The sequence below is a fragment of the Pseudomonas sp. IT-P395 genome, assembly GCF_949767675.1.
Taxonomy (GTDB): Bacteria; Pseudomonadota; Gammaproteobacteria; order Pseudomonadales; family Pseudomonadaceae; genus Aquipseudomonas.
The window spans coordinates 239,339-259,949 of the sequence record NZ_CATKPW010000011.1 but is presented as its reverse complement, the minus strand read 5'-3'; the positions used below and the strand labels follow the sequence as shown (position 1 = coordinate 259,949).

The window sequence follows — 20,611 nt, the reverse complement described above, 5'->3', positions numbered from 1 at the left end:
CCGGCAGCTCCTGCACAGGATCTATGGTTTCCCTGTAGGAGTTGCCGAAGGCTGCGATCTTTTGATCTTCAGGCTGCGCGCTGTCCTCCCGCGACCATCGCCGAAGCCGCCAGCATCGCCCGCAACAACACCGCACAGCCGGCCGCCAGATCATCCGGCGCGGCGTTCTCGATTTCGTTGTGGCTGATGCCGCCCTCGCACGGCACGAAGATCATTCCGGCCGGGCCGAGTTCGGCGAGGAAAATCGCGTCATGCCCAGCGCCGCTGACGATGTCCATATTCGACAAGCCAAGCCCTTTCGCCGCGCCGCGCACCGCTTCCACACAGCCTTTTTCGAAGTACAGCGGCGGGAAGTCTGCTGTCGGCGTCAGTTCATACGTCAGACCGTGTTCCTCACAGGTGGCTTGGATGACTTGTTTAACCTCGGCAATCATCGAGTCGAGACGCGCCGGTTCCAGATGACGGAAGTCGAGGGTCATGCGCACTTCACCGGGGATGACGTTGCGCGAGCCGGGATAGGCTTGCAGGCAACCGACGGTGCCGCAGGCGTGGGGTTGATGGCCGAGGGCGGCGCGGTTGACGGCGCCGACGATCACCGAAGCGCCGACCAGTGCATCTTTGCGCAGGTGCATCGGTGTCGGGCCGGCATGCGCTTCGACCCCGCGCAGCTTGAGATCAAACCACTTCTGCCCCAACGCACCGAGTACCACGCCGATGGTTTTCTGTTCGTCTTCGAGGATCGGGCCTTGTTCGATGTGCGCCTCGAAATAAGCGCCGACCTTATGCCCGCTGACTTCGCGCGGGCCGGCGTAGCCGATGGCGTTGAGCGCTTCGCCAACGGTGACGCCGTCGGCATCGACTTTGGCGAGGGTTTCTTCGAGGGTGAATTTCTCCGCAAACACCCCGGAGCCCATCATGCACGGGGCGAAGCGCGAGCCTTCTTCGTTGGTCCAGACCACCACTTCCAGCGGCGCTTCGGTTTCCACGCCAAGGTCGTTGAGCGTGCGCAGGACTTCGACGCCGGCGAGCACGCCGAAGCAGCCGTCGAATTTGCCGCCGGTGGGTTGGGTGTCGATGTGGCTGCCGGTCATCACCGGTGGCAGATTCGGATTGCGCCCGGGGCGACGGGCGAAGATGTTGCCGACAGCATCGACCGTGACGCTGCATCCGGCGTCCTTGCACCATTGCACAAACAGGTCGCGGGCCTGGCGGTCGAGATCGGTCAGGGCCAGGCGACACACCCCGCCCTTGACCGTGGCGCCGAGTTTGGCCAGCTCCATGAGCGACGCCCACAGGCGATCGCGGTTGATGTACTGATGGCTCGATTGCAGAACGTCTACGGCTGCGTTCATGGGGATCTCCTCAGGCTGCTTTTCTTATGGATGTCGCTGTGGTGTCTGGTAGACCGCTATCGCTGGCAAGCCAGCTCCCACAGGTTCTTGAGTGAACACACAATTTGTGTACGACTCGATCCCTGTGGGAGCTGGCTTGCCAGCGATGGGGCCCTCATTCACACCGCTGTTTTCACGACCGAAGGCTGTGAACGCATCACGCACAACCCGTAATAAATAATCCCGCCCAGCGCCGAGCCGGTGAACCAGCCATAGCTGTAAAACCAGCTGAACGCATCGCTGCCCAGCGACAACAGGGTCAGTATCACCGGCACGCCAAACGCAACAAAACCGGCCCAGTTCCACGCTGGATAAACGTCGTCGCGGTACAACCCGGCCAGGTCCAGTTGCTGTTTCTTGATCAGGAAATAGTCCACCACCATGATCCCGGCGATCGGCCCGAGCAGGCTCGAATAGCCCAGCAACCAGTTGGAGTAAACGGTTTCCAGGCTGACATCGGAAACAATCAAACCGAGTTTTTTCAGCAGCTCATGGCCCATCAGCGCCAGCCCGACAAACCCGGTCAGCAACACCGCTTTGGTGCGGTTGATCACCTTGGGCGCGATGTTCTGAAAGTCGTTGGTCGGCGAGACGATATTGGCAGCAGTGTTGGTCGACAGCGTGGCGATGATGATCAACGCCATCGCCACCGCCACCCACACCGGGCTCTGGATGTGGCCGATCAGACTGACTGGATCAGACACGGTGACGCCGACCAGTTTCACCGACGCAGCGGTCATGATTACGCCAAGGGAAGCGAACAGAAACATGGTCAGCGGCAGACCGAAAATCTGCCCGAGGATCTGATCTTTCTGGCTCTTGGCGTAACGGCTGAAGTCCGGAATGTTCAGCGACAACGTCGCCCAAAACCCGACCATCGCCGTCAGCCCAGCGGCGAAGTAACTCACCACACTGGCGCCCTCCGGACGTTTCGCTGGAATCGCCAGCAGCTCGGTCATCGACACATTGGGCATCGCCCACACCAGCAGGCCGATGCCCACCGCTACCAGCAACGGCGCCGACAAGGTTTCCAGCCATTTGATCGACTCGGCGCCACGAATCACCACCCACAGGTTCAGCGCCCAGAAGATCATGAAGCCAATCACCTCCCCGGTGCCGCCGAGGGATTTCCAGCCCTCGAACACCGAGCCGAGAAACAGGTGTATCGCCAGCCCGCCGAACATCGTTTGAATACCGAACCAGCCACACGCCACCAATGCCCGAATCAAACACGGCACGTTGGAACCGAGAATGCCGAACGATGAGCGCAGCAACACCGGAAACGGAATGCCGTACTTGGTGCCGGGAAAGGCGTTCAGTGTGAGCGGAATCAGCACGATAACGTTGGCAAACAGAATCGCCAGCAACGCCTCACCGACGGTCAGGCCGAAGTAAGCCGTGAGTACACCGCCGAGGGTGTAGGTCGGCACGCAGATCGACATGCCGACCCACAACGCGGTGATGTGCCATTTGTTCCAGGTTCGTTCGCGCACCTTGGTCGGTGCCATGTCGTGGTTGTAACGGGGACTGTCGAGGACGTCGCTGCCGGCTTCGAGTTCATACAAGCCGTCGCGCTCGGTCACTTGCGATCTGTTCTGTTGCATGGCCGCTCCACTGTTCTTCTGATTATTTTTTGCTCATCAGGCGGCTTGCACACGAGGGTGCGAGCCGGACGATGGCCGGAGGAACTGACAACTTTCGTGCACCGGCCATGGTGTCAGCGGCGGCATCAATAAACGTGCCGGGTGCCCCGCTTGCGCATCGGGCCGAGCATTAAACGCTTTGCAACTTTCTGATATTCATCAGTTTTAATTATTCACCGGGTGAGTTCGCGGAAACTTGTCTGGGTGCTCAGGCTAAACACCTGGCAAGTTGTCCGAACAGACAGGACTCAATCTGGTGCACTGCATTTATTTTCATCGTGAGCGAGCAACCGCAGCTCAACTTCAAGCGGCTGATTTCACATAGGAAATCTTGCTCATATTTCCATCCTGTCAAGTGCGTCAAAATGGTGAACGGCCTCACCATTTTGGTGATTTACGTTTTTTATCGTTATTTTTCATACACTTAAAACAGTCATAAGCTTATAAAAAATAATCTTGATCTATTGCAAATCTGCGACTAGTTTCTATTCCTGACAGCGCTGACAGGAATACACCCTGCAACGCCGTACATCAATAAAACATCTAGAACCGACACAAGTCGGTCAATGCCTGCGAGGAACTCGGAATGTCTCTGTTGATCCGTGGCGCCACCGTTGTTACCCATGATGAAAGTTATCGCGCCGACGTCTATTGCGCCGACGGCGTGATCAAAGCCATCGGTGAAAACCTTGATATTCCCGCCGGCGCCGAAGTACTCGACGGCAGCGGCCAATACCTGATGCCCGGCGGCATCGATCCGCACACCCACATGCAACTACCCTTCATGGGCACTGTGGCCAGTGAGGATTTCTACAGTGGCACGGCGGCCGGTCTGGCCGGCGGCACCACATCGATCATTGATTTCGTGATTCCCAATCCGCAGCAGTCGCTGATGGAAGCCTTTCATCAGTGGCGCGGCTGGGCGGAAAAGTCCGCCTCCGACTATGGCTTCCACGTCGCGATTACCTGGTGGAGCGAGCAGGTGCGTGAGGAAATGGCCGAGTTGGTCAGCCATCACGGCATCAACAGTTTCAAGCATTTCATGGCCTACAAGAACGCGATCATGGCCGCCGACGACACGCTGGTGGCGAGTTTCGAGCGCTGCCTGGAACTCGGCGCGGTGCCGACCGTGCACGCGGAAAACGGCGAGCTGGTTTATCACTTGCAACGCAAGTTGATGGCCCAAGGCATCACCGGGCCGGAGGCGCATCCGCTGTCGCGGCCGTCGCAGGTTGAAGGCGAAGCGGCCAGTCGGGCGATTCGTATCGCTGAAACCATCGGCACACCGTTGTATCTGGTGCACGTTTCGACCAAGGAAGCCCTCGACGAAATCACCTATGCGCGCAGCAAGGGTCAGCCGGTGTACGGCGAGGTGCTTGCCGGGCATTTGCTGCTCGACGACAGCGTCTATCAACATCCGGACTGGCAGACCGCTGCCGGTTACGTGATGAGCCCGCCGTTCCGCCCGCGCGGTCATCAAGAGGCGCTGTGGCACGGGTTGCAAAACGGCAATCTGCACACCACCGCGACTGACCACTGCTGCTTCTGCGCCGAGCAGAAAGCCGCCGGGCGCGATGACTTCAGCAAGATTCCCAACGGTACGGCGGGTATCGAAGATCGCATGGCGGTGTTGTGGGATGAAGGCGTCAACAGTGGTCGTTTATCGATGCAGGATTTCGTCGCCCTCACCTCCACCAACACCGCGAAGATCTTCAACCTCTATCCGCGTAAAGGCGCGATTCGCGTCGGCGCCGATGCCGATCTGGTGCTGTGGGATCCACAAGGCAACCGCACCATTTCCGCCAAGACCCACCATCAGCAGGTGGACTTCAACATCTTCGAAGGCAAGACCGTGCGCGGCGTGCCGAGCCATACCGTCAGCCAGGGCCGGCTGGTCTGGGCCGATGGCGACCTGCGCGCCGAGCGTGGCGCCGGTCGGTACATCGAACGGCCGGCGTACCCGGCGGTGTTTGATTTGCTGAGCAAGCGGGCTGAGTTGCATAAGCCGACTGCTGTGAAACGCTGATCCCCCGAAGATGATCGTTCCCACGCTCTGCGTGGGAATGCAGCCCGTGACGCTCCGCGTCACTGGACGCGGAGCGTCCCTAGAGGCATTCCCACGCAGAGCGTGGGAACGATCAAACCACTGCCCATCAGAGGCAGAGATCCTCAATAACCGTGAGGCACAAACCCGTGATCGAGACCCTGAACCATCTCCCCCACCCGCACGAAAGCGCGGCCGCCCTTGCCGGGCATTTCACCGATCTGGCGCCGCCGCTCAACGACCGGCAGGCGCATCTGGAAGCCTCGCGCTGCCTGTATTGCTATGACGCGCCATGCGTGAATGCGTGCCCGAGCGAGATCGACATCCCGTCGTTCATCCGCAATATCCACCAGGACAACGTCCCCGGCGCGGCGCAGAAAATCCTCTCGGCGAACATCCTCGGTGGCAGTTGCGCCCGGGTCTGTCCAACCGAAATCCTTTGCCAACAGGCCTGCGTGCGCAACAACGCCCACGAATGCGCGCCAGTGTTGATCGGCCTGCTGCAACGCTATGCCGTCGACAACGCACACTTCACCGAACACCCGTTCCAGCGCGCCGCCACCACCGGCAAGCGCATCGCCGTGGTCGGTGCCGGACCGGCCGGTTTGTCCTGCGCCCACCGCAGTGCCATGCACGGCCACGACGTGGTGATTTTCGAAGCACGGGAGAAGGCTGGCGGCCTCAACGAATACGGGATCGCCAAGTACAAACTGGTCGACGATTACGCGCAGAAGGAACTGGATTTCCTCCTGCAGATCGGTGGTATCGAGATTCGTCACGGGCACAAGCTCGGCGAGAATCTGACCCTGAGTGAACTGCATCAGCAGTTCGACGCGGTGTTCCTCGGCCTCGGTCTCAACGCCAGCAAGCAACTCGGTTTGGCCCACGAAGATGCCCCGGGCCTGCTCGCCGCCACCGATTACATTCGCGAACTGCGTCAGGCCGATGACCTTACGCAACTGCCGCTGGCCGAGCGCTGCATCGTGCTCGGCGCCGGTAATACGGCGATCGACATGGCCGTACAAATGGCCCGCCTCGGTGCCCGTGATGTGAATCTGGTGTATCGGCGTGGCGCGGCGGATATGGGCGCCACCGACCATGAGCAAGACATCGCCAAAGCCAATCAGGTACGCCTGCTGACCTGGGCGCAACCGGAAGAAGTATTACTTGACGATCAGGGTCACGTGCGCGGCATGCGTTTCGCCCGCACCGATCTGGTCGAAGGACGCCTGCAAACCACCGGCGAAACTTTCGAGCTGGCTGCTGACGCGATCTTCAAAGCCATCGGCCAGGCCTTCGACGGCAGCGCCCTCGCCGACCCGCTAGCCCGCGAACTCAAGCGCCAGGGCGAGCGCATTCAGGTCGATGAAAACCTGCGCACCAGCATCCCCGGCGTGTATGCCGGCGGCGATTGCACCAGCCTCGATCAAGACCTCACCGTGCAAGCCGTGCAGCACGGCAAACTCGCCGCCGAGGCGATCAACGCTCAACTGATGCTTAACGTGGAGGCTGCGTAAATGGCCGATCTGTCGATTGTCTTCGCTGGCATCAAAGCGCCGAATCCGTTCTGGCTGGCCTCCGCGCCACCGACTGACAAGGCTTACAACGTGGTCCGCGCGTTTGAAGCGGGCTGGGGTGGCGTGGTCTGGAAAACCCTCGGTGAGGATCCGGCGGCGGTCAACGTGTCGTCGCGTTATTCGGCGCACTACGGCAATAACCGTGAAGTGTTGGGCATCAACAATATCGAGCTGATCACCGACCGTTCGCTGGAAATCAACCTGCGCGAAATCACTCAGGTGAAGAAGGACTGGCCGGATCGCGCACTGATCGTTTCGCTGATGGTGCCGTGCGTCGAGGAGTCGTGGAAACACATCCTGCCGCTGGTCGAAGCCACGGGCGCTGACGGCATCGAACTGAATTTCGGCTGCCCGCACGGCATGCCCGAACGTGGCATGGGCGCGGCGGTCGGTCAGGTGCCGGAGTACGTCGAGCAGGTGACGCGCTGGTGCAAGACCTATTGCTCGCTGCCAGTGATCGTCAAACTGACGCCGAACATCACCGACATCCGCGTCGCCGCCCGCGCGGCCCATCGCGGTGGCGCCGATGCGGTGTCGCTGATCAATACGATCAACTCGATCACCAGCGTCGACCTGGAACACATGGTCGCCCTGCCCACCGTCGGCAGCAAAAGCACGCATGGCGGTTATTGCGGCTCAGCGGTGAAGCCGATTGCGCTGAACATGGTCGCCGAGATTGCCCGCGATCCAGAAACCCAAGGCTTGCCGATCTGCGGCATTGGCGGCATCGGCAGTTGGCGCGATGCGGCGGAATTCATGGCGCTGGGCAGCGGCGCAGTGCAGGTGTGCACGGCGGCGATGCTGCATGGTTTCCGCATTGTCGAGGAGATGAAGGACGGGCTGTCGCGGTGGATGGACAGTCAGGGCTACGCCAACATTGCCGAGTTTTCCGGGCGTGCGGTGGGCAATACCACGGACTGGAAGTACCTCGACATCAACTATCAGGTGATCGCCAAGATTGATCAGGAGGCGTGCATTGGCTGCGGGCGCTGTCACATTGCTTGCGAGGACACTTCACACCAGGCGATCGGTAGTCTGAAGCAAGCGGACGGCACGCATAAATATGAAGTGATTGATGAGGAGTGTGTGGGTTGTAACTTGTGCCAGATCACTTGCCCGGTGGCGGATTGCATCGAGATGGTGCCGATGGAGACTGGCAAGCCGTTTCTGGACTGGAATCATGATCCGCGGAATCCGTATCACGTTGCGGTCTAGCCCCTCACCCTAACCCTCTCCCAAAGGGAGAGGGGACTGATTGGGGGATATTTTAGAAATCCACCGACCTGAACGATTTGCTTTGAATCCATAATCGATTCATGCACAAGCACGAACTGCCTTGAATCCATAATCGACTGGTTTTTTCAGGTCGATGTACCTCTCAAGACACCTCGGTAGGCCCCCTCTCCCTCTGGGAGAGGGCTGGGGTGAGGGTCAGCTTTTGCTTTCAGGGTTCCAGCCCGATCCCCCGCAATATCACACTTGTCACCGTCTGCACCGCCCGCTCGAACTGCATGTCCGACAACGGCTGGTGCTCATTCAGAATATTCACCTGATGATCAAAGTCAGCATAGTGCTGAGTCGACGCCCAGATCATGTACAGCAGACTCGACGGCTCCACCGGCAAAATCCGCTTGTCCTCGACCCACTGGCGAATCTTCGCTTCCTTCATCTTCGCCCAGTCATACAGGCTGACATCCAGCGCCTCACCCAACGTTGGCGCGCCGTGGATGATCTCATTGGCCCAGACTTTCGAACCGTACGGCCGGCTGCGCGAGTGGTTCATCTTGGCGCGGATGTAGCTGCTCAGCACCACGCGCGGATCATCAAACATCTCGAAGCACAGTGCGTCTTGCTTCCACACTTCCAGCAGGTCGAACAGCACCGCGCTGTACAGCTCGCTCTTGGTGCTGAAGTAGTAATGCAGGTTGGAACGTGGCAGTTGCACTTCAGCCGCGATGTCGGCCATGGCCGTGCCGCCAAAGCCTTTTTCGGCGAAGACTTTTTCCGCCGCGAGGAGAATTTTCTCGACGTTGTTGCGACGAATCTCGATCTTGTGATTGCCCATGAGGGCTCCCTGACAACAGCGTTGCCCAAGACTAGCATCCGCTCTGGTCCGCGGGCGACCGCTGCAAACAAAACTTCGTGCTGGCGTGAGCGGATGGCTAAACTGACGCTTCTTCACTCCTGCCTCAGAGGTATTCGCGATGCTGTTCAAGAACGTCCTGACCACCACTGCCCTGCTCGCTTCGCTGTTTGCCGCATCCTCGGTATTTGCCCACGCCCACCTGAAAAGCCAGACCCCGGCCGCCGATAGCACAGTCGCCGCTCCCGCCGATTTGCGCCTGACCTTTTCTGAAGGCGTCGAAGCCAGTTTCACCAAAGTCACCGTGACCAAGGATGGTGCGCCGGTCGCCGTTAAGCCGTTGACCACCGAAGGCGACAAGAAAACCCTGATCGTCACCCCGGCCGCTCCGCTGACCGCCGGCGAGTACAAAGTCGAATGGCACGCGGTGTCGGTCGATACGCACAAAAGCGAAGGCGCTTATCAGTTCAAGGTTGGTCAGTAATTCATGAGTGAAGCGCTGGTGCTGTGCCGCTTTGTGCATTTCATCGTGGTGTTGATGCTGTTCGGGGCCTGGTTGTTCAGGCCGTTGCTGCTCAGGGATGAAGCGCTGCAAGTGGACCGGCACCTGGCGCGACTGACGCGTTGGCTGGCCGTTGTGGCGCTGGTCAGCGGGATTGCCTGGGCGCTGTTGATCACTGCGAGTATGGCCGGTTCGGTAGCGGCGGCGTTTGATCCGGACACGGTTGCACTGGTGTTGGGCAATACGTTTTTCGGTCAGGTGTGGCGCTGGCATCTGCTGATCAATGCCGCGCTGTTGGCGTTGCTGCTTACGCCTTGGCATTCGAACATGCCGTTGCGGCTGGGCCTGAGCGTCTTGCTACTGGCAACCCTCGCACCGGTCGGGCATGGCGCCATGCTCGATGGTGTGAGCGGGCAATTGCTGATTCTCAACCAGATCGTGCATCTGACCTGCGTGGCCGCGTGGCTCGGCGGACTGTTGATGCTGGTGATGATTTTGCGTCAGCCGACGGAGCCGATGCGTGAAGTTTTGCGGCGTTTCAGCGGGATCGGTTATGCCTTGGTCGCGGGGCTGCTGATGACCGGTTTGATCAATGTCCGCGTGCTGACCGGCCAATGGTGGCCGACCCCGCTGTTCAGCGGGTTTGCGTTGATTCTGTTGATCAAGGCGCTGATCGTGCTGGGGATGCTTGGGTTGGCGCTGTTCAACCGCTTGCGGGTTGATGATTGCGAACAGCGCATGGGCGCGCTCCGGCGCAGTGTGATGCTGGAGTGGTTACTCGGCATTGGTGCCGTAGCCGCCGTATCCCTGCTCGGCACTCTACCGCCAATGATCACAACCTGAAACACGATCCCCCCTGTGGGAGCTGGCTTGCCAGCGATGGCGGTGTGTCAGGAACAGATATTTCGGATATGCCGACGTCATCGCTGGCAAGCCAGCTCCCACAGGGTTATCTGTTGATCAGTGAGGTTGGGTGTTGCCCGCTGCGGTGTCGATGCTGACCACCACCGACATCCCCGGACGCAACCGTTCCTCTTCCTGTTGATCCGGATCGATGGTGATCCGCACCGGCACCCGCTGGGCAATTTTCACAAAGTTGCCGGTCGCGTTATCCGCCTGCAACAACGCAAATTCAGAACCAGTCCCCGGCGAAATATGCTGCACATGCCCGGTGAATTTACGGTGGTTCAAGGCATCGACGGTGAAGCGCACCGGTTGCCCGACGCGCACATTGTCCATCTGGGTTTCCTTCATGTTGGCGATCACCCATTTCTGGTTCGGCACCAACGCCATCAACTGCGCCCCGGAGTTGACGTAGGCGCCGAGGCGCACGCCGATCTGCCCGAGCTGACCGTCACGCGGGGCAACGATACGCGTGTTCGACAGATCAATGCGCGCCAGTTGCACTGCCGCTTCGGCGCTGGCCACCGCTGCTTCCAGCGAGCCGCGATTGACGATCACCGTTTGCAGATCCTGGCGGGCAATTTCCAGATTGGCCTTGGCCTGCGCGACCGCCGCAATGCTTTGCGCATTGGCCGCCAATGCTACGTCCATCTCTCGTTTCGACACCGAACCGTCGCGCACCAACTCCTGATTACGGCGCAGATCGGCCTCGCTTTTACGCAACTGCGCTTCGCTGTCAGCCTGTACGGCCTGACGCAATTTGATCGTCGCCTCGGCGCTGTTGCGTTGCTGCACCACATTGGCCAATGCAGCTTTCTGCACCGCCAACTGCGCCAGCGACTGGTCGAGACGCTGCTGATAGATGCGGTCGTCCAGCCGCACCAGCAAATCGCCGGCCTTCACGTACTGGAAATCCTGCACCGGCACTTCATACACATAGCCGGCGAGTTGCGGGCCGATGATCGTCACCTGCCCGCGCACCAGTGCGTTTTCGGTGGTCTCGACCGCACTGCTGAACGGCGGCAATTGCCAGGCATACAGCACGATCAACACACCGACGATGGCAATCGCCGCGAAGCCCATTGAAGAGATGATGCGCACCCGCAGCGAGCGCGGCTCGGTGTTCGGTGATGACGGCGGCGCCACACCTTCAGGCGTGGCGGCAATGGCATTGGTGGTCGTGGTGGTCGATTCGGTCATGAAGAAGTGGCACCGCTCGAAGGTGTGGATGGCGCAGGGGCGACGGCTTTGGTGGTGCTCATCAGCCACAGCGCGCGAATGGACAGCCAGATCATGGTCAGCACCGCAATCACGGCGATCAGCATGAACACATCGTTATAGGCCAGCACGTTGGCCTCACGGGTGGCGGCATTGGACAGGCTGCGAATACCCGCCAGGTTGCGCAGACTCGGGTCGGCCAACAGCGAACCGTAGGCCGAGCCGCCGCTCTGCACGCGTGCAGCCACCAACGGGTCAGACAGCGTCAGGTGCTCAACGATGTGACTGGAATGAAATTTTTCCCGGACGATCTGGAAGGTGCCCAGAAGCGCCGCGCCCAGCAGGCCGCCGAGGTTATTGCAGATCCCGAACAGCACCGAAAAGCTCACCAGATTACGCGGATTGGTCAGCACGTTACGAGTACCGAAAACCATGGTCGGGCCGAGGAAAAACGTGCTGCCGAAGGCCAGCAGGAATTGACTGAAATAGAGGTTTTCCGGGCGCGTCAGGTTGTTGGAAAAACTATCCATCACCGACCCGGTGGCCATCAGACCCAGCGAGATGATCAACGGCATCAGCAGGTGCTTGGGGTCGATCGTCAGTGCGCTGGTCAACAGTCCCGCAACACTGCCGATCAGCATCACCACGTACAGGCTGTGCAACTGCTCATAGCCCATGTTCAGGTTCTGCATGAAACCCACCGCACCAGTGGACTGCTCCGAGGTGACCATGCGAATCAGGGTCACCGCCAGCGCCAGGCGGATCATCGTCCCGCTGCCCAGCCAGCGGGTCATCAGCAGCGGGTTGCTGCGGTTATGTTCGATGGCCAGACCGGCGATGATCAAGGCAATCGAAGCAGCCAACGCATAGCCGATCCAGTCGGCCTCCAGCCACCAATCGATCCGCCCGAGCGACAACACCGCACACAGCAACGCCACGCCAGTGGCGAGAATGGCAAAGGTGAGAAAGTCGAGTTTTTCAAAGGTTTTGAAGCGGTCGCCCGGCGGCAACTTGAGCATCAATACACAGCCCAGCGAGAGCAGCGCCATGCCCAATTCGAACAGGTACAAACCTCGCCATTCGGCAATCAGCAGCAAGTCTTCGGAGAACAACCGCGCCAGCGGCAAGGCCAGTTGCGAGGTGCCGAGGCCGAGCACCAGCGCCTTCATCCGCCACTTCGCCGGGAACGCCTGAACCATGTAATACAGACCCAGCGAACTCAGCGCTGCGCCGACCATGCCGTGGGCCGCGCGCACCGCCACCGCCGAATTGAGGTCATTGACGAACAAATGGCCGAAGGTCACCAGCGCATACAACACCAGGAACACTTCGGTGAACGCACGCAACCCGAACTGCTGGCGAAACTTCACCAGCAGCAGGTTCATCGACACGTTGGTCATCACGAACGCTGCCGGCAGCCAGGCCATTTCCGCGGTGGTCGCACCGAGTGCGCCTTGCAGGTAAGGCAGGTTGGCCACCACCAGCGAGTTGCCCAAACCACCGGTGACCGCCACCAGCACACCGACCAGCGCATAGGCCAGGCGCTTGGGATTGGAATGCAACGGCGTCGAGGGGGAACCGGGCAGACTGGGTTTTTCGTGGGGCTGCCAGTTGCGCGGGGCGTATTGATCCATTGCAAGGCCTTGTGCGGAAGGTGGGTGAAGTTTGCCGCAAATTCACCGGCAACACACATCCCATGGACAACACAGATACTTGTAGGAGCTGTCGAGTGAAACGAGGCTGCGATCTTTTGATCCTGTTTTTTTTAAAAAGCCAGATCAAAAGATCGCAGCGTTCCGCAGCTCCTACAAAGTGATCTGCGTCGCGACGGCAAGTCATCGTATAACTTGCTGTTGACATTCCCGTAAAACCTAGGAAATATCCGCACCCATGTTGTACGACGACGTATGACAAATAATAAAAACAACAAACGAAACAGGGAGCGTCACAGTGAGCACACTCGTCTGCAGTTCCGTCCGCCCTTCCCGCTTTGCCACGCTTCGCCCGCGTTCCACCCTCGGCCTGATCGGCTGCAGCAGCCTTGCCTTGGCCTTACCGATGAGCGCCGATGCCGAAGGCTTTCTCGAAGACAGCAAAGCCACGCTGAACCTGCGCAACGCCTACTTCAACCGCAACTTCGTCAACCCGGCCTACCCGCAAGGCAAGGCTGAGGAGTGGACGCAAAACTTCATCCTCGATGCCAAATCCGGCTTCACCCAGGGCACTGTGGGGTTCGGCCTCGATGTGCTGGGAATGTATTCGCAGAAGCTCGATGGCGGCAAAGGCACGGGCGGCACGCAACTGTTGCCGATCCACGATGACGGACGCCCGGCCGACAACTTCGGCCGCCTCGGGGTAGCGCTGAAAGCCAAGGTATCGAAGACCGAATTGAAGGTCGGCGAGTGGATGCCGGTGCTGCCGATCCTGCGCTCCGACGATGGCCGCTCGCTGCCGCAGACCTTTCGCGGCGGCCAGATCACCTCCACCGAGATCAATGGCCTGACTGTCTACGGTGGCCAGTTCCGTGGCAACAGCCCGCGCAACGACGCGAGCATGGAAGACATGTCGATGAACGGCCGCGGCGCGTTCACTTCCGACCGCTTCAACTTTGGTGGCGGCGAGTACAGCTTCAACGACAAGCGCACGCAGGTCGGTGTCTGGTACGCCGAACTCACGGACATCTACCAGCAGCAGTATTTCAACCTCAGCCACAGCCAGCCGTTGGGCGACTGGACGCTGGGCGCCAACCTCGGTTTCTTCACCGGCAAGGAGGACGGCAGCGCTCAGGCCGGCGACCTCGACAACAAAACCGCGTTCGCCCTGCTTTCGGCCCGCTACGGCGGCAACACCTTCTATGTCGGTCTGCAAAAGCTCAGTGGCGACGACGCGTGGATGCGGGTCAACGGCACCAGCGGCGGCACCCTCGCCAACGACAGTTACAACGCCAGCTACGACAACGCCAAGGAACGCTCCTGGCAGCTGCGCCACGACTACAACTTCGTCGCCCTTGGCGTTCCCGGTCTGACCCTGATGAACCGTTACATCAGCGGCGATAATGTGCACACCGGGACCATCACTGACGGCAAGGAATGGGGCCGCGAGTCGGAACTGGCCTACACCGTGCAGAGCGGCCCGTTGAAAAACCTCAACGTGAAATGGCGCAACGCGACGATTCGCCGGGACTTCAGCACCAACGAGTTTGACGAGAACCGGATCTTTATCAGTTATCCGATTTCGTTGTTGTAAAGCCAGTCGCCACACCGAGCTTCCCTGTGGGAGCGAGCCCGCTCGCGAAGGCGGCGTGTCAGTCGATACAAGAGTTACCTGGACCGGCCTCATCGCTGGCAAGCCAGCTCCCACAGGATTTTGTGGTGAATGCGCTAATTGAAAACAACGCTGATACCTGTGGGAGCTGGCTTGCCAGCGATGGCGGCGGCAGATTCAGCATTGATGTTGATTGATACACCGCTTTCGCGAGCAGGCTCGCTCCCACAAGGAGATTGCATTGCAACGAAGGAGTCGCGGTGATTGAAAAGTGAATGAGCTCCTTCCGTCATTTACACCAAAAGTCGCGTTGACAAGTTCCGGAAACCCTACCGATACTTCAGCGCAGTCATACGACAACCTACAACAAACCTAATAACAACGTGTAAGGGATTGCCATGACGTCTACCTCTACTCCCCGCGCCCCGTTCAACCGTCTGCTGCTGACCGGCGCCGCCGGTGGCCTGGGCAAAGTCCTGCGCGAACGGATGCGCCCTTATGCCAATGTCCTGCGCCTGTCGGACATCGCCGCCCTCACCCCGGCCATTGATGATCGTGAAGAAATCGTGGTCTGCGATCTGGCCGACAAACACGCCGTGCACCAACTGGTCGAAGGCGTCGATGCGATCCTGCATTTTGGCGGTGTCTCCGTCGAGCGGCCCTTCGAAGAAATCCTCGGCGCCAACATCTGCGGTGTGTTTCACATCTACGAAGCCGCGCGCCGGCATGGCGTCAAGCGGGTGATCTTCGCCAGTTCCAACCACGTCATCGGCTTCTACAAACAGGATGAACCACTCGACGCCAGTGCCGCGCGCCGCCCCGACGGCTACTACGGTTTGTCCAAGTCCTACGGCGAAGACATGGCCAGTTTCTATTTCGATCGCTACGGCATCGAGACCGTGAGCATCCGCATCGGCTCCTCGTTCCCCGAGCCGCAAAACCGTCGAATGATGCACACCTGGCTGAGCTTCGACGACCTCACGCAATTGCTCGAACGCGCGCTATACACGCCAAACGTCGGCCACACCGTGGTCTACGGCATGTCCGCCAACAAGGACGTCTGGTGGGACAACAAATTCGCCAGCCACATCGGTTTTGCCGCGAAGGACAGCTCCGAGGTGTTCCGCGAAAAGGTCGAAGCGCAACCGCTGCCGGCCGCCGATGACCCGGCGCGGATCTATCAGGGCGGCGCGTTTGTCGCCGCAGGTCCGTTCGGCGACTGATCACTCTGACAACGACGCAAGGGAATGAGTATGCAAGCCGATTTGATCGTCGATGCGCGCAACGCCGTGGGCGAAAGCCCGGTCTGGGTGGCAGAGGAAAACGCGCTGTACTGGGTGGATATTGCCAACGGCGGGCTGCAACGCTGGAGCGCCGAGACCGGCCATGTGCATGCCTGGAAAACCCCGCAGATGCTCGCCTGCATCGCGCGCCACAGCCGTGGCGGCTGGGTCGCCGGCATGGAAAGCGGCTTCTTCCATCTGCACCCGCACAGCGACGGCAGCCTCGACAGCGAGCTGCTCGCGAGTGTCGAGCACAACCGTGACGACATGCGCCTGAACGATGGTCGTTGCGACCGTCAGGGCCGCTTCTGGGCCGGCAGCATGGTGCTGAACATGGGCCTGAACGCGCCCGAAGGCCGGCTCTACCGCTACGGTGCCGGGCAGTCTGGCGTCATCGAAGCGCAGCTCGACGGTTTCATCGTGCCCAACGGCCTCGGTTTCAGCCCTGACGGCAAGACCATGTACCTGTCAGATTCGCATCCCGACGTACAACTGATCTGGGCGTTCGATTACGACACCGAGACCGGCACACCGTCGAACCGCCGCGTCTTCGTCGACATGAACCACTTCCCCGGCCGCCCCGATGGCGCGGCCGTGGACGCCGAAGGTTTCTACTGGATCTGCGCCAACGATGCCGGCCTCATCCACCGCTTTGCCCCGGACGGTCGTCTTGATTTCTCGCTGGAAGTGCCGGTGAAGAAACCGACGATGTGTGCCTTCGGCGGCAGCCGCATGGACACCCTCTTCGTCACCTCGATTCGTCCCGGCGATGACCACGATCCGCAATCCCTGGCCGGCGGCGTTTTCGCCCTCAACCCCAACGTCAAAGGCCTGCCGGAGCCGCTGTTCAACGATTCCCTGTAATACCCGCTTGTACTGCACCGCTGCGCCTTGAACACAAAAATAACAAGACTGGAGACTCACCCCCATGAACTTCAAACGCACCTTGCTGGCCGCTGCACTCCCGCTGATGGTTACCTTCACTGGCGCCGCTCAGGCCCTGCAACTCAAATTCGCTGACATTCACCCCGCCGGTTATCCAACCGTGGTGGCCGAAGAAAACATGGGCAAGACGCTGACCAAGGAGACCAACGGCGAGCTGACTTTCCAATACTTCCCCGGCGGTGTGCTGGGCTCAGAAAAGGAAGTCATCGAGCAGATGCAAGTCGGCGCCGTACAGCTGTCTCGCGTCAGCCTGGGCATCGTCGGCCCTGTCGTTCCAGACGTGAACGTGTTCAACATGCCGTTCATCTTCCGCGACCATCAACACATGCGTAACGTCATCGACGGCGCAGTGGGCGACGAGATCCTCGACAAGATTACCAACTCCGAATTCGGCCTGGTGGCCCTGGCCTGGATGGACGGCGGCACGCGCAACGTCTACACCAAGAAACCGGTGCGCAAGCTCGAAGACCTCAAGGGCATGAAAATCCGCGTGCAAGGCAACCCGATGTTCATCGACATGATGAACGCCATGGGCGGTAACGGCATCGCCATGGATACCGGCGAGATCTTCAGTGCCCTGCAGACCGGCGTGATCGACGGCGCGGAAAACAACCCGCCAACCCTGCTCGAACACAACCACTTCCAGAATGCGAAGTACTACAGCCTCACGGGCCACCTGATCCTGCCAGAGCCGATCGTGATGTCGAAAATCACCTGGGAAAAACTGACCCCGGATCAACAGGCGCTGGTCAAGACTGCCGCCAAGGCTGCCCAGGCCGAAGAGCGCGTGCTGTGGGACAAGAAGTCCGCTGCCAGTGAAGAAAAACTCAAGGCCGCCGGCGTCGAGTTCATCGAGGTCGACAAAAAACCCTTCTACGACGCCACCGCACCGGTGCGGGAAAAGTACGGCGCGAAGTATGCCGACCTGATCAAGAAAATCGAAGCCGTTCAGTAACGCCTCCCGCTCCGTCCTCATGAACAAGGCCCGGTGCGCCCGATGACTGCGGCGCGCCCGGTTACGGTGGAACCCGATGAAGAATCTACTGCTGCGTATCAACGACAAGATCTACATGACGTGCATCTGGGTCGCCGGCCTTTCCGTCCTGGCGATTTCCCTGATGATTCCCTGGGGCGTGTTCGCCCGCTACGTGCTGGGCACCGGTTCGAGCTGGCCCGAGCCCACGGCGATCCTGTTGATGATGGTGTTTACCTTCATCGGTGCCGCCGCCAGTTACCGCGCCGGCGCGCACATGGCCGTGGCCATGCTCACCGATCGCATGCCAGCGCACGTGAGATCCGCGGCGGCGATTTTTTCCCAACTGCTCATGGCGGCGATCTGCATCTTCATGACGATCTGGGGCGCCAAGCTGTGCATGTCCACCTGGAACCAGTTCATGGCAGCCCTGCCCGATCTGCGCGTTGGCGTGACCTACTTGCCGATTCCCGTGGGCGGCTTGCTGACGCTGGTTTTCGTGCTGGAAAAACTCTTGCTCGGTGACCAGAGCAAACGGCGGGTCGTGCAGTTCGATCTGGTTGAAGAAAGTGAAGGTGCCGCTTAATGGACGCTCTGATTCTGCTGGGCAGTTTTATCGTATTGATCCTGATCGGCATGCCGGTCGCCTACGCGCTCGGCGCGGCCGCGCTGATCGGTGCATGGTGGATCGACATTCCGTTCCAGGCGGTAATGATCCAGGTCGCTTCGGGGGTGAACAAATTCTCGCTGCTGGCCATTCCGTTCTTCGTCCTGGCCGGGGCGATCATGGCCGAGGGCGGCATGTCGCGTCGATTGGTGGCGTGTGCCGGGGTGCTGGTGGGTTTTGTCCGCGGCGGTCTGTCACTGGTCAACATTGTCGCCTCGACCTTTTTCGGCGCGATCTCCGGTTCGTCGGTGGCCGACACCGCGTCGGTGGGTTCGGTGCTGATTCCGGAAATGGAACGCAAGGGCTATCCACGGGATTTCTCCACCGCCGTGACTGTCAGCGGTTCGGTGCAAGCGCTGCTGACCCCGCCCAGCCATAACTCGGTGCTTTACTCCCTGGCCGCCGGCGGCACGGTCTCGATTGCCTCGCTGTTCATGGCGGGCATCGTGCCGGGCTTGCTGATGAGTGCCTGCCTGATGGTGCTGTGCCTGATTTTCGCGAGAAAACGCGATTATCCCAAAGGTGAAGTGATCCCGATGCGCCAGGCGTTGAAAATCGTCGGCGAAGCCCTCTGGGGCCTGATGGCGATGGTGATCATCCTCGGCGGCATCCTGTCCGGCATCTTCACCGCTACCGAATCGGCGGCCATCGCCGTGCTGTGGTCGTTCTTCGTCACCATGTTCATCTACCGCGACTACAAGTGGCGCGAACTGCCGAAACTGATGCACCGCACAGTGCGGACGATTTCGATCGTGATGATCCTGATCGGTTTCGCCGCGAGCTTCGGCTACATCATGACCCTGATGCAGATCCCGGCGAAGATCACCACGCTGTTCCTGACCCTGTCGGACAACCGCTACGTGATCCTGATGTGCATCAACGTCATGCTGCTGTTGCTCGGCACGGTGATGGACATGGCGCCGCTGATCCTGATCCTGACGCCAATCCTGATGCCGGTGATTCTCGGCATCGGCGTGGATCCAGTGCAGTTCGGCATGATCATGCTGGTGAACCTGGGGATCGGACTGATAACGCCGCCGGTGGGTGCGGTGCTGTTTGTCGGTTCGGCGGTGGGCAAGGTCAGTATCGAGAGCACCGTGAAGGCGCTGCTGCCGTTCTATGCCGTGCTGTTCCTGGTGTTGATGCTGGTGACTTACGTGCCGGCACTTTCGCTGTGGTTGCCGCACTTGGTGTTGTAACAACCTGAAAGATCGCAGCCTCGTTTCACTCGACAGCTCCTACAGGGAAACGCAATCCCTGTAGGAGCTGCCGAAGGCTCGGGCCGCGATCGGACGATCTTTTGATCTTCCAATACTCACGCCCGCAACAACATATACCCCGCCACCACCAGACAGACACTGGCAAAACCCACCTGCAACGCCCGCGCCGGCACGCGCGCGCAGAGCTTACGGCCGATGATCATGCCGACAATGCTGGCGACGATGAACGCCGCGCCCTGCCCGTCAATTCGCACACCGGCGTGAAACGAGCCGATCACCCCGATTGCCGAAATCAGACTGATCACCATCAACGACGTCGCAACAATCCCGCGCATCTGCACATCGGTCAGTTGCTTGAACGCCGGCACAATCAAAAAGCCGCCACCGACACCGAGCAATCCGGACACCACGCCGGTAATTGCGCCTAACGCAGCCAACGTTGCGGTGCATTTGGCGGTCCAGTCAAAGCGCCCGGTTTGTTCATTGAGCATGCAGTTCTTCTGGCCCCAACTGGCGTGACCGTGATCGCTCGGCCCCTCCTGCTGACGCTCGCGGCGCAGCATGCGCCAGGCCACCATGACCATCAGCAGACTGAACAGGATCATCAGGATTTTCTCCGGCAACTGGTGCGCGAAGTAGATTCCCAACGGCGAGAACACCGCACCCAACGCCGCAATCAACAACGCCGCGCGATAGCGCACCAGGCCATGACGCAGGCCGTCGATGGCACCGACCGCCGCCGCACTGCCGACCGCAAACAGCGCCACCGGCGCCGCTTGCGTCATCGTCCAGCCAAGCCCGAGCACCAGCGCCGGCACCGCAAGAATCCCGCCGCCGGCCCCGGTCAAGCCAAGGACCAACCCCATCACCACGCCAAACAGACTTGCCAGCAACATAG

At 60.1% G+C, this 20,611-nt stretch carries 17 protein-coding genes; 11 read left to right on the top strand and 6 right to left on the bottom strand.

The window, feature by feature from the left end:
* Positions 1-68: 68 nt before the first annotated feature.
* Both ACM6IN_RS09790 and ACM6IN_RS09785 read right to left on the bottom strand, forming a co-directional pair.
* Positions 69-1,352 (bottom strand): Zn-dependent hydrolase, encoded by a 1,284-nt coding sequence (locus ACM6IN_RS09790; protein WP_414915878.1) that lies wholly within the window; start codon positions 1,350-1,352, stop codon positions 69-71.
* Between the two features lie 158 nt (positions 1,353-1,510).
* On the bottom strand, positions 1,511-2,995 hold the full coding sequence (locus ACM6IN_RS09785) for an NCS1 family nucleobase:cation symporter-1 (protein WP_414915877.1): 1,485 nt from the start codon (positions 2,993-2,995) through the stop codon (positions 1,511-1,513).
* 625 nt (positions 2,996-3,620) lie between these two features.
* Between ACM6IN_RS09785 and hydA the strand changes: the two genes are divergently transcribed.
* The 3 genes from hydA (at position 3,621) to preA (ending at position 7,870) form a co-directional block, all read left to right on the top strand.
* Entirely contained in the window at positions 3,621-5,060 is a 1,440-nt protein-coding gene (hydA, locus tag ACM6IN_RS09780; RefSeq protein WP_095113609.1) for a dihydropyrimidinase, read from the top strand.
* Between the two features lie 167 nt (positions 5,061-5,227).
* On the top strand, positions 5,228-6,595 hold the full coding sequence (locus tag ACM6IN_RS09775) for an NAD(P)-dependent oxidoreductase (RefSeq protein ID WP_414893731.1): 1,368 nt from the start codon (positions 5,228-5,230) through the stop codon (positions 6,593-6,595).
* The gene (gene preA / locus ACM6IN_RS09770) at positions 6,596-7,870 is read left to right on the top strand and encodes an NAD-dependent dihydropyrimidine dehydrogenase subunit PreA (protein ID WP_007918798.1); all 1,275 of its coding nucleotides are present in this window, start codon (positions 6,596-6,598) and stop codon (positions 7,868-7,870) included. It begins immediately after the preceding gene.
* A 229-nt stretch (positions 7,871-8,099) separates the two neighbouring features.
* Here the strand turns inward: preA and ACM6IN_RS09765 are convergent, their stop codons facing one another.
* Positions 8,100-8,720: a TetR/AcrR family transcriptional regulator gene (locus ACM6IN_RS09765; RefSeq protein ID WP_007919317.1), complete on the bottom strand. Its 621-nt coding sequence runs from the start codon at positions 8,718-8,720 to the stop codon at positions 8,100-8,102.
* 139 nt (positions 8,721-8,859) lie between these two features.
* On the opposite strand from ACM6IN_RS09765, the gene copC reads away from it, so the two are divergent.
* Both copC and copD read left to right on the top strand, forming a co-directional pair.
* Positions 8,860-9,222: a copper homeostasis periplasmic binding protein CopC gene (copC, locus tag ACM6IN_RS09760; protein ID WP_007950238.1), complete on the top strand. Its 363-nt coding sequence runs from the start codon at positions 8,860-8,862 to the stop codon at positions 9,220-9,222.
* Positions 9,223-9,225: 3 nt separating this feature from the next.
* Positions 9,226-10,083 (top strand): copper homeostasis membrane protein CopD, encoded by an 858-nt coding sequence (gene copD / locus ACM6IN_RS09755; protein ID WP_414915876.1) that lies wholly within the window; start codon positions 9,226-9,228, stop codon positions 10,081-10,083.
* Between the two features lie 117 nt (positions 10,084-10,200).
* On the opposite strand, the gene ACM6IN_RS09750 is transcribed toward copD, so the two are convergent.
* The gene (locus ACM6IN_RS09750; protein WP_414915875.1) at positions 10,201-11,343 is read right to left on the bottom strand and encodes an HlyD family secretion protein; all 1,143 of its coding nucleotides are present in this window, start codon (positions 11,341-11,343) and stop codon (positions 10,201-10,203) included.
* A complete protein-coding gene (locus ACM6IN_RS09745) occupies positions 11,340-12,995 on the bottom strand; it encodes an MFS transporter (RefSeq protein WP_414915874.1) in 1,656 nt (551 codons plus the stop codon). Before ACM6IN_RS09745 ends, ACM6IN_RS09750 begins: the two co-directional genes overlap by 4 nt.
* 316 nt (positions 12,996-13,311) lie before the next feature.
* Here ACM6IN_RS09745 and ACM6IN_RS09740 point away from each other — a divergent pair, with 316 nt between their 5' ends.
* The 6 genes from ACM6IN_RS09740 (at position 13,312) to ACM6IN_RS09715 (ending at position 19,692) form a co-directional block, all read left to right on the top strand.
* Positions 13,312-14,607 carry an OprD family porin gene (locus ACM6IN_RS09740; RefSeq protein ID WP_007915112.1) on the top strand — a complete coding sequence of 432 codons (1,296 nt, stop codon included), beginning with the start codon at positions 13,312-13,314 and terminating at the stop codon, positions 14,605-14,607.
* 416 nt (positions 14,608-15,023) lie between these two features.
* Positions 15,024-15,848, top strand: a complete 825-nt coding sequence (locus ACM6IN_RS09735; protein ID WP_414915873.1) for an NAD-dependent epimerase/dehydratase family protein — start codon at positions 15,024-15,026, stop codon at positions 15,846-15,848.
* 30 nt (positions 15,849-15,878) lie between these two features.
* A complete protein-coding gene (locus tag ACM6IN_RS09730; protein ID WP_123376679.1) occupies positions 15,879-16,772 on the top strand; it encodes an SMP-30/gluconolactonase/LRE family protein in 894 nt (297 codons plus the stop codon).
* 64 nt (positions 16,773-16,836) lie between these two features.
* Positions 16,837-17,808, top strand: a complete 972-nt coding sequence (locus ACM6IN_RS09725; protein ID WP_007915104.1) for a TRAP transporter substrate-binding protein — start codon at positions 16,837-16,839, stop codon at positions 17,806-17,808.
* A gap of 76 nt (positions 17,809-17,884) precedes the next feature.
* Positions 17,885-18,412 carry a TRAP transporter small permease gene (locus ACM6IN_RS09720; protein ID WP_123376678.1) on the top strand — a complete coding sequence of 176 codons (528 nt, stop codon included), beginning with the start codon at positions 17,885-17,887 and terminating at the stop codon, positions 18,410-18,412.
* Entirely contained in the window at positions 18,412-19,692 is a 1,281-nt protein-coding gene (locus tag ACM6IN_RS09715; RefSeq protein ID WP_095113615.1) for a TRAP transporter large permease, read from the top strand. The genes ACM6IN_RS09720 and ACM6IN_RS09715 overlap by 1 nt, the downstream gene beginning before the upstream one ends.
* Before the next feature lie 116 nt (positions 19,693-19,808).
* Here ACM6IN_RS09715 and ACM6IN_RS09710 read toward each other — a convergent pair whose 3' ends face one another.
* Entirely contained in the window at positions 19,809-20,609 is an 801-nt protein-coding gene (locus ACM6IN_RS09710; RefSeq protein ID WP_007915096.1) for a sulfite exporter TauE/SafE family protein, read from the bottom strand.
* Positions 20,610-20,611: the final 2 nt, after the last annotated feature.

Excerpts from the sequence above, each read along its gene's own strand:
- ACM6IN_RS09715 (WP_095113615.1), top strand. The coding sequence starts at position 18,412 with ATGGACGCTCTGATTCTGCTGGGCAGTTTTATCGTATTGATCCTGATC.
- ACM6IN_RS09720 (WP_123376678.1), top strand. The coding sequence starts at position 17,885 with ATGAAGAATCTACTGCTGCGTATCAACGACAAGATCTACATGACGTGC.
- copD (WP_414915876.1), top strand. The coding sequence starts at position 9,226 with ATGAGTGAAGCGCTGGTGCTGTGCCGCTTTGTGCATTTCATCGTGGTG.
- hydA (WP_095113609.1), top strand. The coding sequence starts at position 3,621 with ATGTCTCTGTTGATCCGTGGCGCCACCGTTGTTACCCATGATGAAAGT.
- preA (WP_007918798.1), top strand. The coding sequence starts at position 6,596 with ATGGCCGATCTGTCGATTGTCTTCGCTGGCATCAAAGCGCCGAATCCG.
- ACM6IN_RS09710 (WP_007915096.1), bottom strand. The coding sequence starts at position 20,609 with ATGTTGCTGGCAAGTCTGTTTGGCGTGGTGATGGGGTTGGTCCTTGGC.
- ACM6IN_RS09765 (WP_007919317.1), bottom strand. The coding sequence starts at position 8,720 with ATGGGCAATCACAAGATCGAGATTCGTCGCAACAACGTCGAGAAAATT.
- ACM6IN_RS09730 (WP_123376679.1), top strand. The coding sequence starts at position 15,879 with ATGCAAGCCGATTTGATCGTCGATGCGCGCAACGCCGTGGGCGAAAGC.
- ACM6IN_RS09790 (WP_414915878.1), bottom strand. The coding sequence starts at position 1,352 with ATGAACGCAGCCGTAGACGTTCTGCAATCGAGCCATCAGTACATCAAC.
- ACM6IN_RS09735 (WP_414915873.1), top strand. The coding sequence starts at position 15,024 with ATGACGTCTACCTCTACTCCCCGCGCCCCGTTCAACCGTCTGCTGCTG.
- ACM6IN_RS09750 (WP_414915875.1), bottom strand. The coding sequence starts at position 11,343 with ATGACCGAATCGACCACCACGACCACCAATGCCATTGCCGCCACGCCT.
- ACM6IN_RS09745 (WP_414915874.1), bottom strand. The coding sequence starts at position 12,995 with ATGGATCAATACGCCCCGCGCAACTGGCAGCCCCACGAAAAACCCAGT.
- ACM6IN_RS09725 (WP_007915104.1), top strand. The coding sequence starts at position 16,837 with ATGAACTTCAAACGCACCTTGCTGGCCGCTGCACTCCCGCTGATGGTT.
- ACM6IN_RS09785 (WP_414915877.1), bottom strand. The coding sequence starts at position 2,995 with ATGCAACAGAACAGATCGCAAGTGACCGAGCGCGACGGCTTGTATGAA.
- copC (WP_007950238.1), top strand. The coding sequence starts at position 8,860 with ATGCTGTTCAAGAACGTCCTGACCACCACTGCCCTGCTCGCTTCGCTG.